The following is a 17196-nucleotide window of genomic DNA, read 5'->3' as shown; positions in this document are numbered from 1 at the left end:
CGCCCGTTCGACCCACGCCTCGTGCGCCTCCTGCCGGCCTCCCGCCGGCCGGTGGCGGCGCTCGGCGCGCTCGGCGTGGCCCAGGGCGCGGCCACGGTGGCCACGGCGTTCGCGATCTCCGCCCTCGTGGTCGCGGTCGTGGACGGCACCCCGCTGGCCGGCCCCGCCCTGGCGATGGCCGGCCTGTTCACGGCCCGCGCCCTGCTCGCGGCCGCCATCGAGGCGACCGCCGGGCGGGCCGGCACGACGGTCTCGACCGGGCTGCGCGAGAAGCTGCTCGCCACCTGGCTCACCCGGCCGGCCGAGGACCGGCCCGAGGCGGCCCGCGCGCACACCCTCGCCACCGAGGGCGCCACCAGCATCGAGCCGTATGTCGCGCGCTTCCTCCCGGCCCTGGTCCAGGGAGCCGTCCTGCCGGTCCTCGCCATCGCGACGATGGCGGTGGTCGACTGGCCGAGCACGGTGGTCGTGGTGCTGACGGTGCCGCTGCTGCCGCTCTTCGCGGCCCTCATCGGCCGGACCACCGCCGACGCGACCGCCACCCGGTGGCGGGCGCTGGCCACCCTGTCCGGGCACTTCCTCGACGTCGTGCGCGGGTTGCCGACCCTCGTCGCGTGGGGCCGCGCCGAGGCGCAGGCCGAGACGATCGGCGCCGTCAGCCAGCGGCACCGCCGGGCCACGGTGCAGACGCTGCGGCTGGCCTTCCTCAGCTCGGCGGCGCTGGAGCTGCTGGCCACGATCTCGGTCGCGCTCGTCGCCGTGACGGTCGGCCTGCGGCTGGCCGGCGGGTCGATGCCGCTGGGCGTCGCCATGACCGTGATCCTGCTCGCCCCGGAGGCCTACTGGCCGATCCGGCGGGTCGGCGCGGAGTTCCACACCGCCGCCGACGGCGCCGCCGCGCTGGCCGAGTCCCTCGGCGAGCTGCAACGCCCCGCGGGTCGGGTGGACGCCCCCGCCGGCCGCGGCCCCGCCGCCCGTGCCACCCACCTGGCCTACCGCCACCCCGGCGCCGCGCACGACACGCTGGCCGGGCTCGACCTCGCCGTCGGCCGGGGGCTGACCGTCGTCTCCGGGCCCTCCGGCTGCGGCAAGTCGACCCTGCTGGAGCTGCTCGCCGGGCTGCGCACACCGACCGCGGGCGAGCTCTCCGCCCCGGCGGCGCACCTGGTCACCCAGACCCCGTTCCTGGCCGCCGGCACCGTCCGCGACAACCTCCTCCTCGGCGCTCTGCCCGGCCAGGGCGACCAGCGGCTGTGGGAGGCCCTGCGGGCCGTTGGCCTCGACGGCCTCGTCGCCGGCCTGCCCCACGGGCTCGCGGCCCGCATCGGGGACGACGGCTTCGGCCTGTCCGCGGGCCAGCGGGCCCGGCTCGCCCTGGCCCGCGCGCTGCTCAGCCCTGCGCGGCTGGTCCTGCTGGACGAGCCGACCGCTCACCTGGACCCCGGCGCCAGCGCCCTCGTGCACGAGGCGATCCGCGAGCTGGCCGACACCCGGGCGGTCGTGGCGGTCACCCACCGCCCCGAACTGCTGGCCCAGGCGGACCAGCACGTCACGCTGCGGCCGCAGCCGCTGGAGGTGGCCCGGTGACCGAGCGCCGCCAGGCCCCGAGTCGCGCGATCATCCGCGCGGCCCTCATCGGTGCCGCCGCCACCGCCTGCGGCATCGCCCTGACCGCGACGGCCGGGTGGCTGATCGTCTCGGCCAGCGCCCGTCCCGTCATCCTCACCCTGCTGACCGCCATCGTCGCCGTGCGCGCGTTCGGCATCGCCCGCCCCGCCTTCCGCTACCTCGAGCGGCTGCGCTCCCACGACGCGGCCCTGGCCGACCTCGCGGACCGGCGCACCACGGCATACCGCAGGCTGGTCCCCCTCACGCCTGCCCGCCTCGGGAGGCGCGGACGCGCGGAGGTGCTGACCGGGGTCGTGCACGACCTCGACGACGAGGTCGACGCCCAGGTGCGGGTCACCGTGCCGGTGGTCTCCACGATGGTCGCCGGCGTGCTCGCGGCGGCCCTGACCGCGCTGGTCGACACCGGCGCCGGGCTGGCCGTGGCGGCCGAGGTGGGCCTCGCCGCCCTGCTCGCCCAGCTCCTGTGGCGGGCCGAGCGCGACACGTATGTCGTGTCGCTGCGGGCCCGCGCCGAGGTCGCCCGGGTGGCGGCCCTGGTCACCGGCAACGCCCTGGAGCTGCAGGCGATCGGCGGCACCGCACAGTCCGCGGCGTGGCTGCGGGCGGCCCACGGCGACCTCGCCCGGGCCACCGCCCGGCAGTCACGGGTGCGCGCGCTCGGCGCCGGCTCGATGCTGCTGCTCACCGCCGCAGCCACGGTCGGGACCGCGGCCCTCGTCGTGCCGGCAGGCCTCGGGGCCCCCGTCGCCGCCCTGCTGGTGCTGACACCGCTGGCCGTCGGCGACGCGCTCGGGGTCCTGCCCGACGCCATGGGCGCCCGGGCGCGCGCCGACGCGGCGAGCGTCCGGCTCACCGAGCTGCTCGACCAGCGACCCGCGGTCGACGCCAAGGGAGACTGGCCGGTGCCGACGGCGCCCGGCACGGTCCCCCGGCTGCGCCTGCAGCACGTGACCGCCTCGTGGACCGAGGGACGGCACTGCCACCTCGGCCCGGTCGAGCTGGAGCTGCCGCCCGGCGAGCACGTCGCCGTCGTCGGCGCCAACGGCTCCGGGAAGTCGACGCTGCTGGCGGTCCTGGCCCGCGCCCTGGACCCGCGCTCGGGGACCTACACCCTCGGCGGGGACGACGTCCGCGGGCTCGACCTGGAGCAGACCCGGGCGCTGTTCGCCGTGGTCGACGACAACCCGCACGTGTTCGCCACGACCCTGCGGGAGAACCTGCGCCTGGCCCGCCCCGGCTGCACCGACGACGAGGTCGGCCGGGCGCTGCTCGACGCCGGGCTGGGGCACTGGCTGGCCGGGCTGCCCGAGGGCCTCGACACCCTCCTCGGCGCCGGCGGGCGCGGGGTCTCCGGCGGCGAGCGGGCCCGGCTCGGCCTGGCGCGCGCCCTGCTGTCCGGGCGTCCGGTGCTGCTGCTCGACGAGCCAGTGGCGCACCTGGACCACCCGACCGCGGTGGCCGTCGTCGCGGACCTGCTCGACGCGACCCGGGACCGGACCGTGGTGATGGTCAGCCACCGCCCGGACGGGATCGAGGGCTTCGACCGGGTCGTCGACCTCAGCGGGAGCGCCCACCGGGCCGAGGTAGGTTCCTGACATGGCCACGTCCCCCACCCCGCGGCTCGGCGAGCTCGAGCGCGCCGTGATGGAGCACCTGTGGGCGCACGCCGAGGCCGGCGCCGGCCCGGTCACCGTCCGGGAGGTGCACGACCACGTCGGCGCCGAGCGCGAGCTGGCCTACACGACGCTGATGACCGTGCTGGACCGCCTGGCCAAGAAGGGCATGGTCGAGCGCGAGCGCGACGGCCGGGCGTGGCGCTACGCACCCGTGGGCTCCCGCGAGCAGCTCACCGCCCGGGCGCTGCGGGACACCCTCGGCGGGCTGGAGTCCCCCGACCGCCGCGCCGCGATGCTGCACTTCCTCGACGAGGCCTCCCCCGAGGAGGTCGACGACCTGCGCGCCGCCCTCGCCCAGCTCGAGGCGCGCCAGGCACCCGGCGCCGCGCCGGCCTGACCGGTGCTGGTCGTCGGCGCGCTGGTCCTGCTGGCCGTCACCCTGGCGTGGCCGGCACCTCGCGTCATGGCCCGGCGCACCGGCTTCCGGCGCTCGCCCCGCGCGGCCCTGGTGGTCTGGCAGTGCGTGTCCCTGGCCGCCGTCCTGTCCGCCGTCGCGGCCGGGCCGGCCCTGCTCCCGGCGACGACCCGCACCGGTGCCGGTCGCGCCTTGGTGACCGTCCTCGCCCTGGCCGTGTCGGCGGGGATGGTGCTGCGGCTGCTCTACGCCGGGCACCGGGTCGGCACGCGACTGCGGGCCGTGCGCCGGGAGCACCGCGAGCTGGTCGACCTGCTCGGGACGCCCGGCGGCCGGGACACCGGCGGCCGGGACACCTACCCCTCCGCCCCGGGGTGGGAGGACGGCTCGGTGAGGGTGCTCGCGCACCCCACGCCCACGGCATACTGCCTGCCCGGCCTGCACCAGCGGGTCGTGCTGACCGAGGGCGCGCTGCGCTCCCTGCCGCCGCAGCAGCTGGCGGCGGTGCTGGCGCACGAGCGCGCCCACCTGCGGGCGCGGCACGACCTGGTCCTGGAGTTCTTCACCGTGCTGCACCAGGCGGTGCCCGGGTTCCTGCGCTCGGAGGCCGCCCTGGCGGAGGTGCGCCTGCTCGTGGAGGTGCTCGCCGACCGGGTGGCCGTGCGCGCCGCCGGGGTGGCCCCGGTGGCCCGGGCCCTGCTCACGCTGGCGCAGGGCGGCCACCCCGAGGCGGCGATGGCCGCGGGCGGCTCGACGGCGCGGGCCCGGATGGAGCTGCTCGTCGACGCCCACCGGCCCGGGCCGTGGCTGCCGGTCGTGATGTACGCCTTCGGGGCGGCCGTGCTGGCCCTGCCGGTGGTGCTCGTGGCGGTGGCCTTCAGCGGTTAGCCGGCGGCGCCTGCCGCGGTCACCGCACGGCGACGCCGTGGCGGCTGCCGCGCGCGCCCACGCCGATCCCCGTGCCGGGGTCGCGGCGCAGCACCAGCACGGTGGCGTCGTCCTCGGCGGAGGGGTCCCGGCAGTCCTGGATCAGGCTCGCGCACAGGCGAGTGGCCTCCCCACCGCCCTGGACGACGGCGACGAGACGGGCCAGCCCGGTCTCGAGCGGCTCCGCGCGTCGCTCGACCATGCCGTCGGAGTAGAGCACCAGCGCCGCTCCCGGCGCGACCTGGACCCGGACCTCGGCAGGAACCGGCATCTCGGCCAGGGCCCCCAGCGGCGGGCTGGGCTCGACCGGGAGGATGACGGCGTCCCGGCCCGGTGGGGCGAGGCAGACGGGAGGGTGGCCCGCCGAGGCGATCCTCGCCTCTCCCGTCGCGGGGTCGACGACCGCGATGGTGGCGGTGGCGAACACCGTCGGGAGCAGCTCGCCCGCAAGCCGGCTCAACCGCTGGAGCACCCGTCCGGGGCTGGGTTCCTCGACCAGGTAGGCACGCAGCCCGTTGCGCAGCTGCCCCATGGGGCCCGCCGCATCGAGGCCGTGCCCGGCGACGTCCCCCATCACGCAGGCGATCCGGCCCGAGGGCAGGAGGATGGCGTCGTACCAGTCACCGCCCACGTCCCCGTCCAGCGACGGGCGGTACTCCCCCGCGAGGCTCCAGCCCGGCACGCGCGGTAGGGAGTCCGGCAGCAGGCTGCGCCGCAGCGTCGCGGCGATCGAGGCGAGGTGGCGCGAGCGGGCGTAGAGCGCGTTCACCAGGTCCCTGCGGAAGTCCGTGGCCAGCACCACGTCCGTGGGGGTCCACGGCTCAGCCTGGTCCTGGACGATCTCCTGCCACCGCTCGAAGGACCGGCGCGGGCCGATCCGCACCTCGTCACCCTCGGCGATGGCCAGGGCCTTGTTGTGCGGGTCCCCGCCCCAGCTGATGGTGTGCACCAGCTCCGGCCGGAACCACGCCACGAACTGGCGTCCCGGCAGGCGCACCATCAACGCCCCGCACATCGTGTCCTTGTACGCCGCCAGCCCGGCCAGCACCCCGGGGACGGAGTCCAGCCGCAGCACGTCGGTCTCCGCGGCCAGCAGGTACCCCGCCAGAGGACCGAGCGCCGACGTGGGCGGGACGGTGCCGACGGAGGCCTCGATCCCCTCCAGCGAGACGACGGCACCCTCCGACGGGATGAGGTCCAGGACGGTGACGGGGTCCTCGGTCAGCGACAGCGCCGCCGGCCGGGTCTCGTTGGTCGCCGCGGCCGTCAGGCGCACCTGGACCGCCCGGGCCTCGCGGACCCGGTTGCCCTCCGCCAGGCGCACGGCCTCGGCGAGGCGCAGCGAGAGCGACTGGCCGAGCAGCTCCGCAGCCACCCGGGTCTCGTACGGCGGCCGGTGCGGGCCCGCGTAGTGGTGGCAGGCGATCAGCCCCCACAGCTCGTCCCGGTCCAGCAGCGAGATCGACATCGAGGCACGGACGCCCATGTTGCGCAGGTACTCCAGATGGATCGGCGAGACGCTGCGCAGCATCGAACGACTCAGGTCCAGGGGCGTGCCGGTGAGCGGGTTCTGCGCCGGGACCAGCGGGGAGGGCCGGTAGCCGGCGTCCACGATCAGCCTCAGCCAGTTGCGCCGGTACAGCGCCCGGGCCTGCGAGGGGATGTCGGAGGCCGGGTAGCGCAGGCCGAGGAAGGTGTTCAGGCCCTCGGCCCTGTCCTCGGCAACCACCTCCCCGTTCCAGTCCCCGTCGAAGCGGTAGACCATGACGCGGTCGAAGCCGGTGAGGCGTCGCACCTCCTCCACCGCGATCGCACAGAGCTCGTGCAGGTCCGTGGTGCGGGTGATCCGTGCCAGGGCCGCACGCGTCAGGCCGAAGCTGTTCGGGACGGTCAGTGGTCCGTCGGCCGGCTCGATCTCGAGCACGAGGAGGCCGTCGGACCGGTGCACCACGGCATCGACCTCGACCGGCTCGCCACCCATGCTCACGGCTCCGGACACCTGCCGGGGCTCCGCCGTCCCGCCGGCGGCAGCGGCGAAGGCCACGGCGCCGGCGAGCGCGCCGGGCATGACCTCCCCGAGCGTCCGCCCGAGGACGTCACCCGGCCCGAGCCCCAGCAGAGCTGCGCAGTTCCCGGACGCGACCTGCACCACCAGTCCCGGCTCGGAGCAGGCGAGCAGCACCCCGTGGGGCTGGATGGACCCCGGGATGTGGATCGGCTCCCGCTCACAGTTGGACAGGTCGACCGCCTGCGACGGGTCGAGCAGCTCGCTCATGGTCCCGCCCGGGGACCCAGCAGCCACTCACCCAACCCGTGGAACACCGCACGGGCCGACACCAGCACGGCATCGCTGCGCTCGACGTCGTCCCCGACCCACGCCGTCGTGACCGCCGCCCACCGGCGCCACTGACGGTTGACGTCGCCGTCGTAGCAGGAGAAGAACGACAGGGCGGCGACCGGGACCTGGCCCCCGCGCAGCCGTGCCGCGATCACGGCGCCGCCCCGGGTGGCGCCCTCGACGACGTACAGCGCTCCCAACGCCTGTGCCGTCGTCGCGACCGGAGGGACGTCCGGGCACAGGGGCAGCCGGCCGATGTCCCGCGGGCCGCATCCCACCGCCCGCAGGTCGGAGTCGATGAGGTGGAGCTTGCGACGGGCCGGCCAGTCGAGCAGCCCCTCCCTCTCGTGCCAGGTGTCCAGCGCCGGCTCCAGGAGGGCGTAGTAACCACGGAACCGGCCCAGGACGTGGCGGTAACGCTCCCGCGAGAGCGAGCCGTCCAGGAGGTGGAGGCCCGTGTCGACGCGCTCGTGGGCCTCGCGCGTCTCTTCCCTCAGGCGCAGCGTCACCGGCGCGAGGACGTCGCAGTCAGGCCAGGTCACGTCAGGGTCCGTGCACGCGGGCCGCCGTCGACCGCCGCACGTGCTGCCACGCCCCCGCCTCGGCGGTGGCGGCCCACGGCCCAGGCGGGAACCGACACCTTCAACCATCGGCGGTCCCCGCGGGTGGCACCACGGGCCAATGGTCCCGGCGGCAGGACGGGACGATCGGCCGGTGGCGTGCACCCGCGCCCGGGCGCACGATGGGTCGGAGCGCCTCACCGCTACGCCGACGGAAGGAGTCACCGTGAGCCCGTCCCCCGACGACAACGTCGAGCAGGAGGTCCCCGAGCCCGACGCCGCCGAGCAGCAGGAGCCGTGGCGCCAGGAGCCCGAGGACGAGGAGGCCGAGGCCGACGCCGACCGCCCGCTGACGAGCGTGCCGGACGACGCCAACGAGGCCGACGTGATCGAGCAGAGCCAGGGCCTGCCGGACGACGAGGACTTCTACGCCGGAGCGGCCGCCGAGCCGGAGTGACCGGGGCGCTCCGCACCGCGGGGACCTTCGCCTCTGACCCCGAAGCGCCCGCGCCGCGACCCTGCGGACATGACGTCCACCACGGCGTCCTCGCCACCGGTCGCCACCCCGCCGCCCGCCACGGGCGTGCTGGAGGCCATCGCCCTGACCAAGCGGTATGGCGCCGCCGTGGCCCTGGACGCCTGCTCGCTGCGGGCCGTCCCCGGGCGCCTGCTCGGGCTGCTCGGCCCCAACGGCGCCGGCAAGACCACCCTGATGCGCGCCGTCCTCGGCCTGGTCCGGCCCGACGCGGGCGCGATCAGCTGGGACGGGCGCCCGATCGACGACGAGGCCCGGCGGCGGGTCGGCTACATGCCCGAGGAGCGTGGGCTCTACCCGGCGATGCGGGTGGGTGAGCAGGTCGTCCACTTCGCCCGGCTGTCCGGGCTGGGCCACCACGAGGCGCGGGTGGCCGCCGCCGTGACGCTGCAGCGGGTGGGCCTGGCCGACCAGGGCGACCGGCGGGTGGACCAGCTCTCGCACGGCAACCAGCAACGTGCCCAGCTCGCCGTCGCGCTGGCCCACGACCCGGCGCTGCTGGTGCTGGACGAGCCGTTCGCCGGGCTGGACCCGTTGGGGGTGGACCACCTCGGCCAGGTGCTGCAGGAGCTCGCCCGCGACGGCCGCACCGTGGTCTTCTCCAGCCACCAGCTCGACCTCGTGGAGGACCTCTGCGAGGACGTCGTGATCCTGGACGCGGGCCGGGTGGTGCTCTCCGGCGCGCTCGCCGACCTGCGCGCCGCCACCCGCCGCCGACACGTCGAGGTCGTCCTCGCCCGGGACGACGCCCCCGCTCCGGTGGCCTGGCCCGTGCCCGAGGGAGCCGTGGTGCAGCAGGCCGACGGGCACGGGGTGCGCCTGCTCGTGGACCGCGACGCCGACCTCGGTCCGCTGCTGGGCGCTGCCCGCGGCGCCGGCGAGCTGGTGCGGTTCACCTTCGACGCCCCCTCCCTGGAGGAACTGTTCCGCGAGGCGGTGGGGCGGTGACCGGGCGGGGTGCCCGCGCGTCGGCCGTGCGCGCGCTGGTGGTCGCCCGCCGCGAGATGGTCACCCGGGCCAGGACCACGGCCTTCCGGGTCACGACCATCCTGCTCATGGTGGGCGTCGCCGCCGCGATCGCCGTGCCGGCGGCGCTCAGCGGCGGCCGCACGACCTACACCGTGGCCGTGACCCCGGGCCCGGACCGGGCCTCCCTCGTCTCCGCCCTGCACGGTGCCGCCTCGGCGGCCGGGGTGCGCGTGCGGGTCAGCGACCCCGTCGACCGGGCCGCCGCGGTGGCGGCCGTGCGCTCGGACCGGGCAGCCGCCGCGCTCGTCGGCACCGCCGAGGTCGTCTGGAAGGGCCCCGAGGACCGGACCCTGGGCCCGGTCCTGACCTCCGCCCTCACCCAGGTCACGATCGTGCGCCGGGCCACCGCGCTCGGGATCGACCCGGGCCGGCTCCCCGCCCTGCTGGCACCGGTCGCGCCACGGGCCACCCGTCTCGACGCCGGGCGGGAGGGCGGACCGGCGTACTTCGTGGCCCTCGTCGGGGTCGTGCTGCTGTTCACCGCGATCAACGTCTACGGCGCCCAGGTGCTCGGCGGCGTCGTGGAGGAGAAGTCCAACCGCGTCGTCGAGGTGCTCCTTGCCCGGCTGCGCCCGACCGAGCTGCTGGCCGGCAAGGTCCTCGGCATCGGCCTGCTCGGGCTGGCCCAGCTGCTGGTCCTGGCCCTCACCGCCGGCATCACGCTGCGGCTGACAAAGCCCGCGGACCTGCCGTCGACGACCGGCTGGACCATCTCCGGCGTGCTGCTGTGGTTCGTCCTGGGGTTCGCGTTCTACAGCGTGCTCTACGCCGCCCTCGGGTCACTGGCCTCACGGCCGGAGGACGCCCAAGCCGCGGTGATGCCGCTGTCGATGCTGCTGATCGGGGTCTACCTCGCGGCGTTCGCCGCCACTGCGACCCCCGACGCCCCGTGGGCCACGGTGCTGTCCTTCCTGCCGCCGACCGCGCCGCTGTTCATGCCGGTCCGCGCCAGCCTGACCGTCGTGCCGGTCTGGCAGGTCGCCGCGGCCGTGGCGAGCACCCTGGCCGGCACGGTGCTGCTCGTGCGGGTCGGCGGCCGGCTCTACCGCGGAGCCATCCTGCGCACCGGCGCCCGGGTCCACCTCACCGACGCCTGGCGCGGCTCCGCGGCCCACTGACCTGACGTCCGCGCCTTACGCAAGCAGTGGTCGCTGGAGGGGCCGTTCCAGGGGAGCGCAGCGACACCACCCTGCGCAAAGGGCCCTCAGCCGCGCGAGAGCGCGGTCCGCAGCCGGTATGCCGTGAGCCGGGCCAGGTGCCGCAGCGCGGCTCCCCGGCACGGCCCGTTCCAGATCACCACGTCCTCGAACGCGTGCGCCCCCGGCCGGTCGGCGACCGAGCGGGCCGCGTCCCGGACCGCCACGAGCTGCCCCACTGTCATCGGCAGCGGCGCCTCCTCCGGCTGCCACGTCGCGCCGACCGGGTAGTCCCGGCCCGGGGTCGACGTCATCTCGACGTGGCAGCCCAGCACTGCGGTGACCGGCCGGCTCGAGCTCAGGTCGACCAGCCGGTCCAGGCTGTCGAGGAACGCGGGCATGTCCCGCACGTAGAGCCGCCCCGGGTAGACGGTGTCGCCGGTCAGCAGCCACCCGGTCCACGGGTCGTGGACCGCGACGGAGGTCTCCTGGTGGCCCGGGATCCCGGTCACCTCCAGCACCCGGCCGCCCAGGTCGAACGGGACGACCTGCGCCGGCCAGGACGTGAACCCGAAGAAGGCCTGCACCGCGTCCACGTCCGTGGCGACCACGGTCACCCCCGGCCGGCCGAGGAACTGCGCATCGCCGGCGACGTGGTCCCTGTGGGCGTGGGTGTGCGCCACCACCAGCTCGTAGTCCTCGCGCGGGTGCTCGCGCAGCCACGCCACGACCAGGGCCTCGACGGTGTCGGCGACCGGGAACCGCGCCGGGTCGGCTGTCGCGCCGGTGTCGAACAGCACCGCCCGCTCGTTGCCGAACAGCAGGAACAGGAACGGCCCCTCGAAGTGCACGTCCTTGCTCTGGCGCAGCACCGCGGTGTGCCGGTCGGCCCAGTGCACCTGCACCGGAGGGTCCGTGTGCCCCCGCCGCGACCCGTGCACCCACGCCACGTCGAGGTCCGTCGGGACCGGTGTCCCGGCCGTGAAGTCGACCCGTCCGGGCTCCACGCGACCTCCTCGCCACCCCCTCGGGGTGGCCATCCAGCGGACCTGCGGCACGGCATACCGGCGGCGTGGTCCACAATCGGTGACCATGACTGCAGTTGAGACCGACATTCTCGCCGTCGCCCGCGAGCAGGTGCTGGAGCGCGGCGAGGCGCTGCGCTACGAGCAGATCCTCGCGGTGCTCAACACCCCGGACGAGCAGCTCGAGGCGCTGCTGGCGCTCGCCCACGAGGTCCGGATGAAGTACAACGGGCCCGACGTCGAGGTCGAGGGCATCGTCTCGCTCAAGACCGGCGGCTGCCCCGAGGACTGCCACTTCTGCAGCCAGTCCGGCCAGTTCACCTCCCCGGTGCGCTCGGTGTGGCTGAACATCCCCGAGCTGGTCAAGGCCGCCAAGCAGACGCGTGAGACCGGTGCGTCCGAGTTCTGCATCGTCGCCGCCGTGCGCGGGCCGGACGAGCGCCTGATGAGCCAGATGCGCGAGGGCGTCAAGGCGATCCACGCCGAGGTCGACATCCAGGTCGCCGCCAGCCTGGGCATGCTCACCCAGGAACAGGTCGACGACCTGCGCGACATGGGTGTGCACCGCTACAACCACAACCTCGAGGCCGGCAGGTCCTACTTCCCCCAGGTCGTCACCACCCACACGTGGGAGGAGCGCTGGGAGACCTGCCAGATGATCAAGGACTCCGGCATGGAGCTGTGCTGCGGTGGCCTGGTCGGCATGGGCGAGACGGTCGAGCAGCGCGCCGAGCTCGCCGCCCAGCTCGGGGAGCTCGAGCCGCACGAGGTGCCGCTGAACTTCCTCAACCCGCGCCCCGGCACGCCGTTCGGCGACCTGCCGATCATGGAGGCCAACGACGCGCTGCGCACCATCGCGGCGTTCCGCCTGGCCCTGCCGCGCACGATCCTGCGCTACGCCGGCGGCCGCGAGCTGACCCTGGGCGACCTGGGCACCCGCGACGGCCTGCTCGGCGGCATCAACGCCGTCATCGTCGGCAACTACCTGACGACCCTGGGCCGCGACCCCAAGGACGACCTGTCGCTGCTGGACGACCTCAAGATGCCGATCAAGGCGCTCAACGCCACCCTCTGACCGCGGTGACCACGACCGGTATGACGGGTGCCCCCGTCTGGTGCGGCCACTGCGGTGCCGCGGTGGCCGAGGGTGACCACGGCGTGTGCCGACGGGCGCTGGAGCTGGAGCCACCGCGATACTGCGTGGCCTGCCGGCGACGGATGAAGGTGCAGGTGACCCCGGGCGGCTGGAGCGCCTCGTGCGTCGAGCACGGGGTCAGCCAGGCCTCGACCTGGCAGAGCTGACCGGGCTCCGGTGAAGGGTTGACCACACTCCGGTGTGGTCAACCCTTCACCGTGTCGGCCATCGTGACGGCCATCGTGTCGGCCCCGTGTCGGCCGTCGTGTCGGCGGGAGGCGTCCCCGGACGGCGGGCCGCGTGTCACCCTGAGCGCATGGACGTGTCGTCGTCCGCAGCGACGGCATCACCGACCACGACGCCGGTGAGGTCGAGGCGCTGCTGGCCAAGGACGACGGGTTCGTCTGGGTGGACGTGCCGGAGTGGGACGAGGCGGCCGAGCACCTGCTGCGCGACGTGCTGCACTGCCACCCACTGGTGCTCGACGCGTGCCGGACGCGCAACCACGTGCCGACGGTGCACCGCTACGAGGAGCACCTCTTCGTCGTCATCCATGCCCCGCTGCAGGGCGAGGGCGGCCACGTCCACCTGCTCGAGCTCGACCAGGTCATCGGCGCCAACTACCTCGTGACCGTGCACGGCCCGCGCAACCCGGTCGTCGCCGAGGACGAGGTGACCCGCGAGACGGTGTCCGTGCACTACCGGGTGGCGCGCGGGCGGTTCCACCCCGGCAGCCCGGCCGAGCTGTCCTACGCCGTCGGCTCGGCGATCGCCCGACGCCAGCGGGCGCTGGTCAGCGCGGTCGCCGAGCGGCTGCCCGAGCTGGAGAAGGAGGTCATGGACTCCAACTTCCGCCGGCCCGAGGAGCTGCTGGACAAGCTGTTCCTGCTGCGTCACGAGCTGCTCATCGCCCGCACCATGGCGGCCCAGTCGGCCGACATCTACGCCCGGGTCCAGTCGCTGTCGCGGTTCATCGCCGAGGAGGACCGCGACCTGGCCAGGGACCTGACCGAGCAGTTCGACCGGGTGCGCAGCGTCGCCGACGGCGAGAGCCAGTTCCTCTTCGGGGTCATCGACCTCTACCAGACGCGGGTCACCACGAAGATGACCGTCGCGATGGAGCGGCTCGCGGTCATCGCCGCGATCACCCTGCCGATCACCGCCATCGCCTCGGTCTACGGCATGAACATGATCGTCAACCAGAGCACCCACGTCGGCCAGCTGCTCGCCGTGCTCGCGGTGATGCTGGCGATCAGCGGCTGGCTGCTGCGCTGGACCAAGCGCCAGGGCTGGTGGTGAGCGGTCCTCACCCGGTGCGGGGCGCTCCGGGGACGGTGCCACGCTCCTCCTCGCGGCTCAGCTGGAGCAGCACCACCGGCAGCACGAACGGCACGACGAGCAGCTCGAGCCAGTCCCACAGCGTGTTGCCGCGGAAGCCGGTCCACGCCCAGCCCAGGACGTAGCCGCCGAGGACGAGGACGACGAACACCAGCGCGGCCACGCCGAGCCCGAGCAGCCACACCATCTCCAGCCGGCGGTGGGTGCGCAGCCACAGCGGCAGCAGCGCCAGGACGACCGGCAGCACCAGCAGGTGCAGCCAGTCCCAGAGGGTGTTGCCGCGGAAGCCGGTCCACGCCCAGCCGCCGAGGTAGCCCCCGAGGCCGCAGACCGCGACCAGGCCGACCGCCCCGCCGAACGCCACCGTGTGCCGTCGTCGCACGACCATGGGGCCAGCCTCGGCACGGCGGCCGGAGCGCGGATCAACCACAAGGACGACCGGTGCACCCCGGCCTCGGTGAAGGGTTGACCACACCCGGGTGTGGTGAAGTCTTCACCAGCGCCGCCGAGCGGTTCAGCCACCGACCTCGGTGAGCCGCCGCTGCAGGAAGGCGCGCTCGGTGGCGTTGCCGGTCAGCTCCAGGGCCTGCCGGTATGCCGTGGCCGCCTCGGGCGCGCGGCCCAGCCGCCGCAGCAGGTCGGCCCGGGCGGCGGGCAGGTAGGGGTAGCCGGCGAGGGCGGCGGCGTCGAGCTCGTCGAGGGCGGCCAGCCCGGCCGCGGGCCCGTCGCGCATGGCGAGCGCCGCGGCCCGGTTGAGCGCCACGACCGGCGATGGCCAGGCCAGGAGCAGCAGGTCGTAGAGGCCGACGATCTGGCCCCAGTCGGTGTCGGCCCAGCTCGGCGCCTCGGCGTGCAGGGCCGCGATGGCCGCCTGGAGCGCGAAGCGGCCCGGCCGCCCGCCCCGCAGCGACTCGACGACGAGGGTGCGGCCGTCGGCGACCTCCGCCTCGTCCCAGCGGCGGCGGTCCTGGTCCTCCAGCAGCACGAGGGCGCCGTGCTCGTCGACCCGCGTGGCCCGTCGGGCGTCGGTGAGCAGCATCAGCGCGAGCAGCCCCCGCGCCTCGCGCTCGTCGGGCATGAGGTCGAGCAGGACGCGAGCCAGGTCCAGGGCGCGGGTGACCAGGTCGGCCCGCACGAGGGTGTCGCCCGAGGGCGCGGTGTGCCCGGTGGTGAAGACCAGGTGCACGACGGTCAGCACGGCGTCGAGCCGCTCGGGCAGCTCGTGGGCCCCGGGCACCCGGTAGGGGATCCGGGCTGCGGTGATCTTCTTCTTGGCCCGGGTGACCCGCGCGGCCATCGTGGGCTCGCTGACGAGGAAGGCCCGGGCGATCTCCGGAGTGGTCAGCCCGCAGACCAGGCGCAGGGTCAGGGCGACCTGCGCCTCCCGGGCCAGTGCCGGGTGGCAGCAGGTGAACACCAGCCGCAGGCGGTCGTCGGCGATGACGCCGGCGCCGCCCGGTTCCTCCTCGGGGGACACGTCCGGCTCGATGAGCAGCGGCAGCTTGGCCCGCAGGGTGGTGGCCCGGCGCAGCGCGTCGAGGGCCTTGCGCTTGGCCGTCGTGGTCAGCCACGCGCCCGGGTTGCGCGGCACCCCGTCCCGTTCCCACGCCTCGACCGCGGTGAGAAACGCCTCCTGGGCGCACTCCTCGGCGAGGTCGAGGTCGCGGGTGAGGCGCACCGTCGCCGTGAGCACCGCTGCCCACTCGCGCCGGTGCGCCTCGGCCAGGGCCGCCCGGACCTGGTCCCGCTCGGCAGCCAAGCGCTCAGCTCTCCTCGGGGAACTCCATGACGGGGCGGACCTCGACCCCGCCGAACGGCGCCGGGCACAGCTTGCTGATCTCGAGCGCGTGGTCGAGGTCGCGTGCCTCGATGAGGTAGAAGCCGCCGAGGGCCTCCTTGGTCTCGGCGAACGGGCCGTCGGTGACGACGTCGCCGCGGATCGAGGTGGCCGTCGCGGTCGGCTGGAGGGCGTTGCCGCCCAGGATCTGCCCGCCGAGCTCGCCCACCTGCTCGGCGAACCGGTTGTGCGCCTTCATCGCCTGCTCCCACACCGCCGGGTCGGGGTTGTCGTAGCCGGACTCGTTCTCGTAGATCAGGACCAGGTACTGAGCCATCGCGGTTCTCCTCCGCTCGAAGCTGCTCGGACATGACCTCGACGAACGGGCCGCGCCGGAATCGACAGCACCCGAAGGCAGTCGACGACCCCAGTCTCGGCGCGCGGGGCGCCGGATGCCACCACTCCGGCAGGTCCATGATCCGGGCGCTCCGGCGAGGTCAGGCCGTCGGCATCGGAGGTCTCAGCGCAGCTGCCGGTCCACGGCGGCCGCGATGTCGCCGGGCTCGACGCCCAGCGTCCGGGCGCGACCCACGAAGTCCGCGGCCAGCTCCTCCAGCCGGTGGCGCCGCTCCGACACCGGGAGCACGGCGCCGCCGACCACGGTGGTGCCGCCGCCGCGCCGCGAGCGGACCAGGCCCGCGGCCTCGAGCTCGCGGTAGGTGCGGGCCACGGTGCCCACCGCCAGGCCGAGATCAGCCGCCAGCTGGCGCAGCGGCGGCAGGCGATCCCCGGCGACCAGTTCGCCCCCCTCGATCAGGGCAGCGAGCTGCCGGCGCAGCTGCTCGTAGGGCGGCAGTGGGTCCTCGGCCGCCACCCGCAGCGTGGCCGTCACCGCGGCCCTGGCCCGCTGCCGACCACACCGCGACCGACCATCCCGGGGGCAACGATCGCCAGGGCCGACCAGGTCGCGACGGCGAGCGCGGCCGGGACGGTGAGTCCCAGCACCCAGGCCCCCACGGTCCACGCCACGGGCCGGCAGCCGATGCCGCCCAGGCCGGCCGCCGCCAGGAAGGCCACGCCGGCCAGCGGGAGCGCGACCAGCACGCCGAGCGAGCCGACCACCGCGGTGACCGACCGGCGGCGCCAGGCGTCATCCTCCAGGGGGTCACCCGGGCCGGAGCTGCGCGGGCGGAGGACCACGACGCGGAGCGCGACGAGGGCGATGCCGGCGCCGACCAGCAGGACCACGGCCAGCGGCAGGCTGTAGAAGCTGCCGGGCCAGGGGCCGTGGCTCTCGCCCATCGCGGCGGAGCAGCGCCGGAAGAGCGCGCGCCCGGACCGGCCCATGTCATCCGGGGCTGCCATGGCCGTCGTGAGCGCCAGCAGGGCCGCGAGCAGGCTGCCGGCCGTGGCCACCGTCGCCGTCAGGCCCCGCGGCAGGTAGTCCCGGACCCGGCGCACCTCCAGTGCGGCCACCCGGACCCGATCGCGGGAGACGCGCGAGCCGATCAGCTCCCCCACGACCACGCCGAGCAGGACGCCGAGCCCGAGCGCCGGGGCGCTCAGCAGGACGCCCACCCCGAGGGACCCCGAGCCGAGCACCAGCACCGCCGCGACCACCCCGACGAGCAGGCCCGCCCAGCGTGCCCCGACCATCGTCCGCCCCATCGCCATCCCCCAGCTTGTGTCAAGTCACTGATACAAGATGGAGTCTCCGTCGTCGGAATGCTTGTGTC

The 17196-nt window shown here is 75.3% G+C and carries 18 protein-coding genes; 10 read left to right on the top strand and 8 right to left on the bottom strand.

Features of this window, described 5'->3' with window-relative positions:
• Nucleotides 1–21: 21 nt before the first annotated feature.
• From cydD to AC3ANM_RS11555, 4 genes are read left to right on the top strand one after another with little or no spacing between them, the layout of a single operon-like run.
• A complete protein-coding gene (gene cydD / locus AC3ANM_RS11570; protein ID WP_488284562.1) occupies nucleotides 22–1587 on the top strand; it encodes a thiol reductant ABC exporter subunit CydD in 1566 nt (521 codons plus the stop codon).
• Nucleotides 1584–3224 carry a thiol reductant ABC exporter subunit CydC gene (gene cydC / locus AC3ANM_RS11565; RefSeq protein WP_488284561.1) on the top strand — a complete coding sequence of 547 codons (1641 nt, stop codon included), beginning with the start codon at nucleotides 1584–1586 and terminating at the stop codon, nucleotides 3222–3224. Before cydD ends, cydC begins: the two co-directional genes overlap by 4 nt.
• Before the next feature lies 1 nt (nucleotide 3225).
• A complete protein-coding gene (locus AC3ANM_RS11560; RefSeq protein WP_488284560.1) occupies nucleotides 3226–3642 on the top strand; it encodes a BlaI/MecI/CopY family transcriptional regulator in 417 nt (138 codons plus the stop codon).
• A 3-nt stretch (nucleotides 3643–3645) separates the two neighbouring features.
• Nucleotides 3646–4548 (top strand): M56 family metallopeptidase, encoded by a 903-nt coding sequence (locus AC3ANM_RS11555; protein ID WP_488284559.1) that lies wholly within the window; start codon nucleotides 3646–3648, stop codon nucleotides 4546–4548.
• Nucleotides 4549–4567: 19 nt separating this feature from the next.
• Here AC3ANM_RS11555 and AC3ANM_RS11550 read toward each other — a convergent pair whose 3' ends face one another.
• The gene (locus AC3ANM_RS11550) at nucleotides 4568–6862 is read right to left on the bottom strand and encodes a SpoIIE family protein phosphatase (RefSeq protein ID WP_488284558.1); all 2295 of its coding nucleotides are present in this window, start codon (nucleotides 6860–6862) and stop codon (nucleotides 4568–4570) included.
• Nucleotides 6859–7467 (bottom strand): biliverdin-producing heme oxygenase, encoded by a 609-nt coding sequence (locus tag AC3ANM_RS11545; protein ID WP_488284557.1) that lies wholly within the window; start codon nucleotides 7465–7467, stop codon nucleotides 6859–6861. Before AC3ANM_RS11545 ends, AC3ANM_RS11550 begins: the two co-directional genes overlap by 4 nt.
• 244 nt (nucleotides 7468–7711) lie before the next feature.
• On the opposite strand from AC3ANM_RS11545, the gene AC3ANM_RS11540 reads away from it, so the two are divergent.
• From AC3ANM_RS11540 to AC3ANM_RS11530, 3 genes are all read left to right on the top strand, one after another.
• A complete protein-coding gene (locus AC3ANM_RS11540) occupies nucleotides 7712–7942 on the top strand; it encodes a hypothetical protein (protein WP_488284556.1) in 231 nt (76 codons plus the stop codon).
• Between the two features lie 69 nt (nucleotides 7943–8011).
• Nucleotides 8012–8968 carry an ABC transporter ATP-binding protein gene (locus tag AC3ANM_RS11535; protein ID WP_488284555.1) on the top strand — a complete coding sequence of 319 codons (957 nt, stop codon included), beginning with the start codon at nucleotides 8012–8014 and terminating at the stop codon, nucleotides 8966–8968.
• Nucleotides 8965–10167: an ABC transporter permease gene (locus AC3ANM_RS11530; protein ID WP_488284554.1), complete on the top strand. Its 1203-nt coding sequence runs from the start codon at nucleotides 8965–8967 to the stop codon at nucleotides 10165–10167. The genes AC3ANM_RS11535 and AC3ANM_RS11530 overlap by 4 nt, the downstream gene beginning before the upstream one ends.
• An 86-nt stretch (nucleotides 10168–10253) precedes the next feature.
• Here AC3ANM_RS11530 and AC3ANM_RS11525 read toward each other — a convergent pair whose 3' ends face one another.
• The gene (locus tag AC3ANM_RS11525; RefSeq protein ID WP_488284553.1) at nucleotides 10254–11192 is read right to left on the bottom strand and encodes an MBL fold metallo-hydrolase; all 939 of its coding nucleotides are present in this window, start codon (nucleotides 11190–11192) and stop codon (nucleotides 10254–10256) included.
• Nucleotides 11193–11277: 85 nt separating this feature from the next.
• On the opposite strand from AC3ANM_RS11525, the gene bioB reads away from it, so the two are divergent.
• The 3 genes from bioB (at nucleotide 11278) to AC3ANM_RS11510 (ending at nucleotide 13644) form a co-directional block, all read left to right on the top strand.
• Entirely contained in the window at nucleotides 11278–12285 is a 1008-nt protein-coding gene (gene bioB, locus AC3ANM_RS11520; protein WP_488284552.1) for a biotin synthase BioB, read from the top strand.
• A gap of 5 nt (nucleotides 12286–12290) precedes the next feature.
• Nucleotides 12291–12512 carry a biotin synthase auxiliary protein BsaP gene (bsaP, locus tag AC3ANM_RS11515; protein WP_488284551.1) on the top strand — a complete coding sequence of 74 codons (222 nt, stop codon included), beginning with the start codon at nucleotides 12291–12293 and terminating at the stop codon, nucleotides 12510–12512.
• Nucleotides 12513–12690: 178 nt separating this feature from the next.
• Nucleotides 12691–13644, top strand: coding sequence for a magnesium transporter CorA family protein (locus tag AC3ANM_RS11510; RefSeq protein WP_488287948.1), 954 nt, complete (start codon nucleotides 12691–12693; stop codon nucleotides 13642–13644).
• A gap of 7 nt (nucleotides 13645–13651) precedes the next feature.
• On the opposite strand, the gene AC3ANM_RS11505 is transcribed toward AC3ANM_RS11510, so the two are convergent.
• The 5 genes from AC3ANM_RS11505 to AC3ANM_RS11485 all read right to left on the bottom strand — a co-directional run bounded on the left by AC3ANM_RS11505 (nucleotide 13652) and on the right by AC3ANM_RS11485 (nucleotide 17128).
• Nucleotides 13652–14071: a hypothetical protein gene (locus tag AC3ANM_RS11505; RefSeq protein WP_488284550.1), complete on the bottom strand. Its 420-nt coding sequence runs from the start codon at nucleotides 14069–14071 to the stop codon at nucleotides 13652–13654.
• 126 nt (nucleotides 14072–14197) lie between these two features.
• Nucleotides 14198–15442: an RNA polymerase sigma factor gene (locus tag AC3ANM_RS11500; protein ID WP_488284549.1), complete on the bottom strand. Its 1245-nt coding sequence runs from the start codon at nucleotides 15440–15442 to the stop codon at nucleotides 14198–14200.
• A 4-nt stretch (nucleotides 15443–15446) separates the two neighbouring features.
• Nucleotides 15447–15797: a YciI family protein gene (locus tag AC3ANM_RS11495; protein ID WP_488284548.1), complete on the bottom strand. Its 351-nt coding sequence runs from the start codon at nucleotides 15795–15797 to the stop codon at nucleotides 15447–15449.
• Between the two features lie 183 nt (nucleotides 15798–15980).
• On the bottom strand, nucleotides 15981–16352 hold the full coding sequence (locus AC3ANM_RS11490) for a GntR family transcriptional regulator (RefSeq protein WP_488284547.1): 372 nt from the start codon (nucleotides 16350–16352) through the stop codon (nucleotides 15981–15983).
• Entirely contained in the window at nucleotides 16349–17128 is a 780-nt protein-coding gene (locus tag AC3ANM_RS11485; protein ID WP_488284546.1) for a hypothetical protein, read from the bottom strand. The genes AC3ANM_RS11490 and AC3ANM_RS11485 overlap by 4 nt, the downstream gene beginning before the upstream one ends.
• Between the last annotated feature and the right edge of the window lie 68 nt (nucleotides 17129–17196).

This window comes from Oryzihumus sp. JJN4-3R (genome assembly GCF_057747915.1).
The sequence above is the reverse complement of the archived record's forward strand: the minus strand, read 5'-3'. Positions and strand labels throughout refer to the sequence as shown.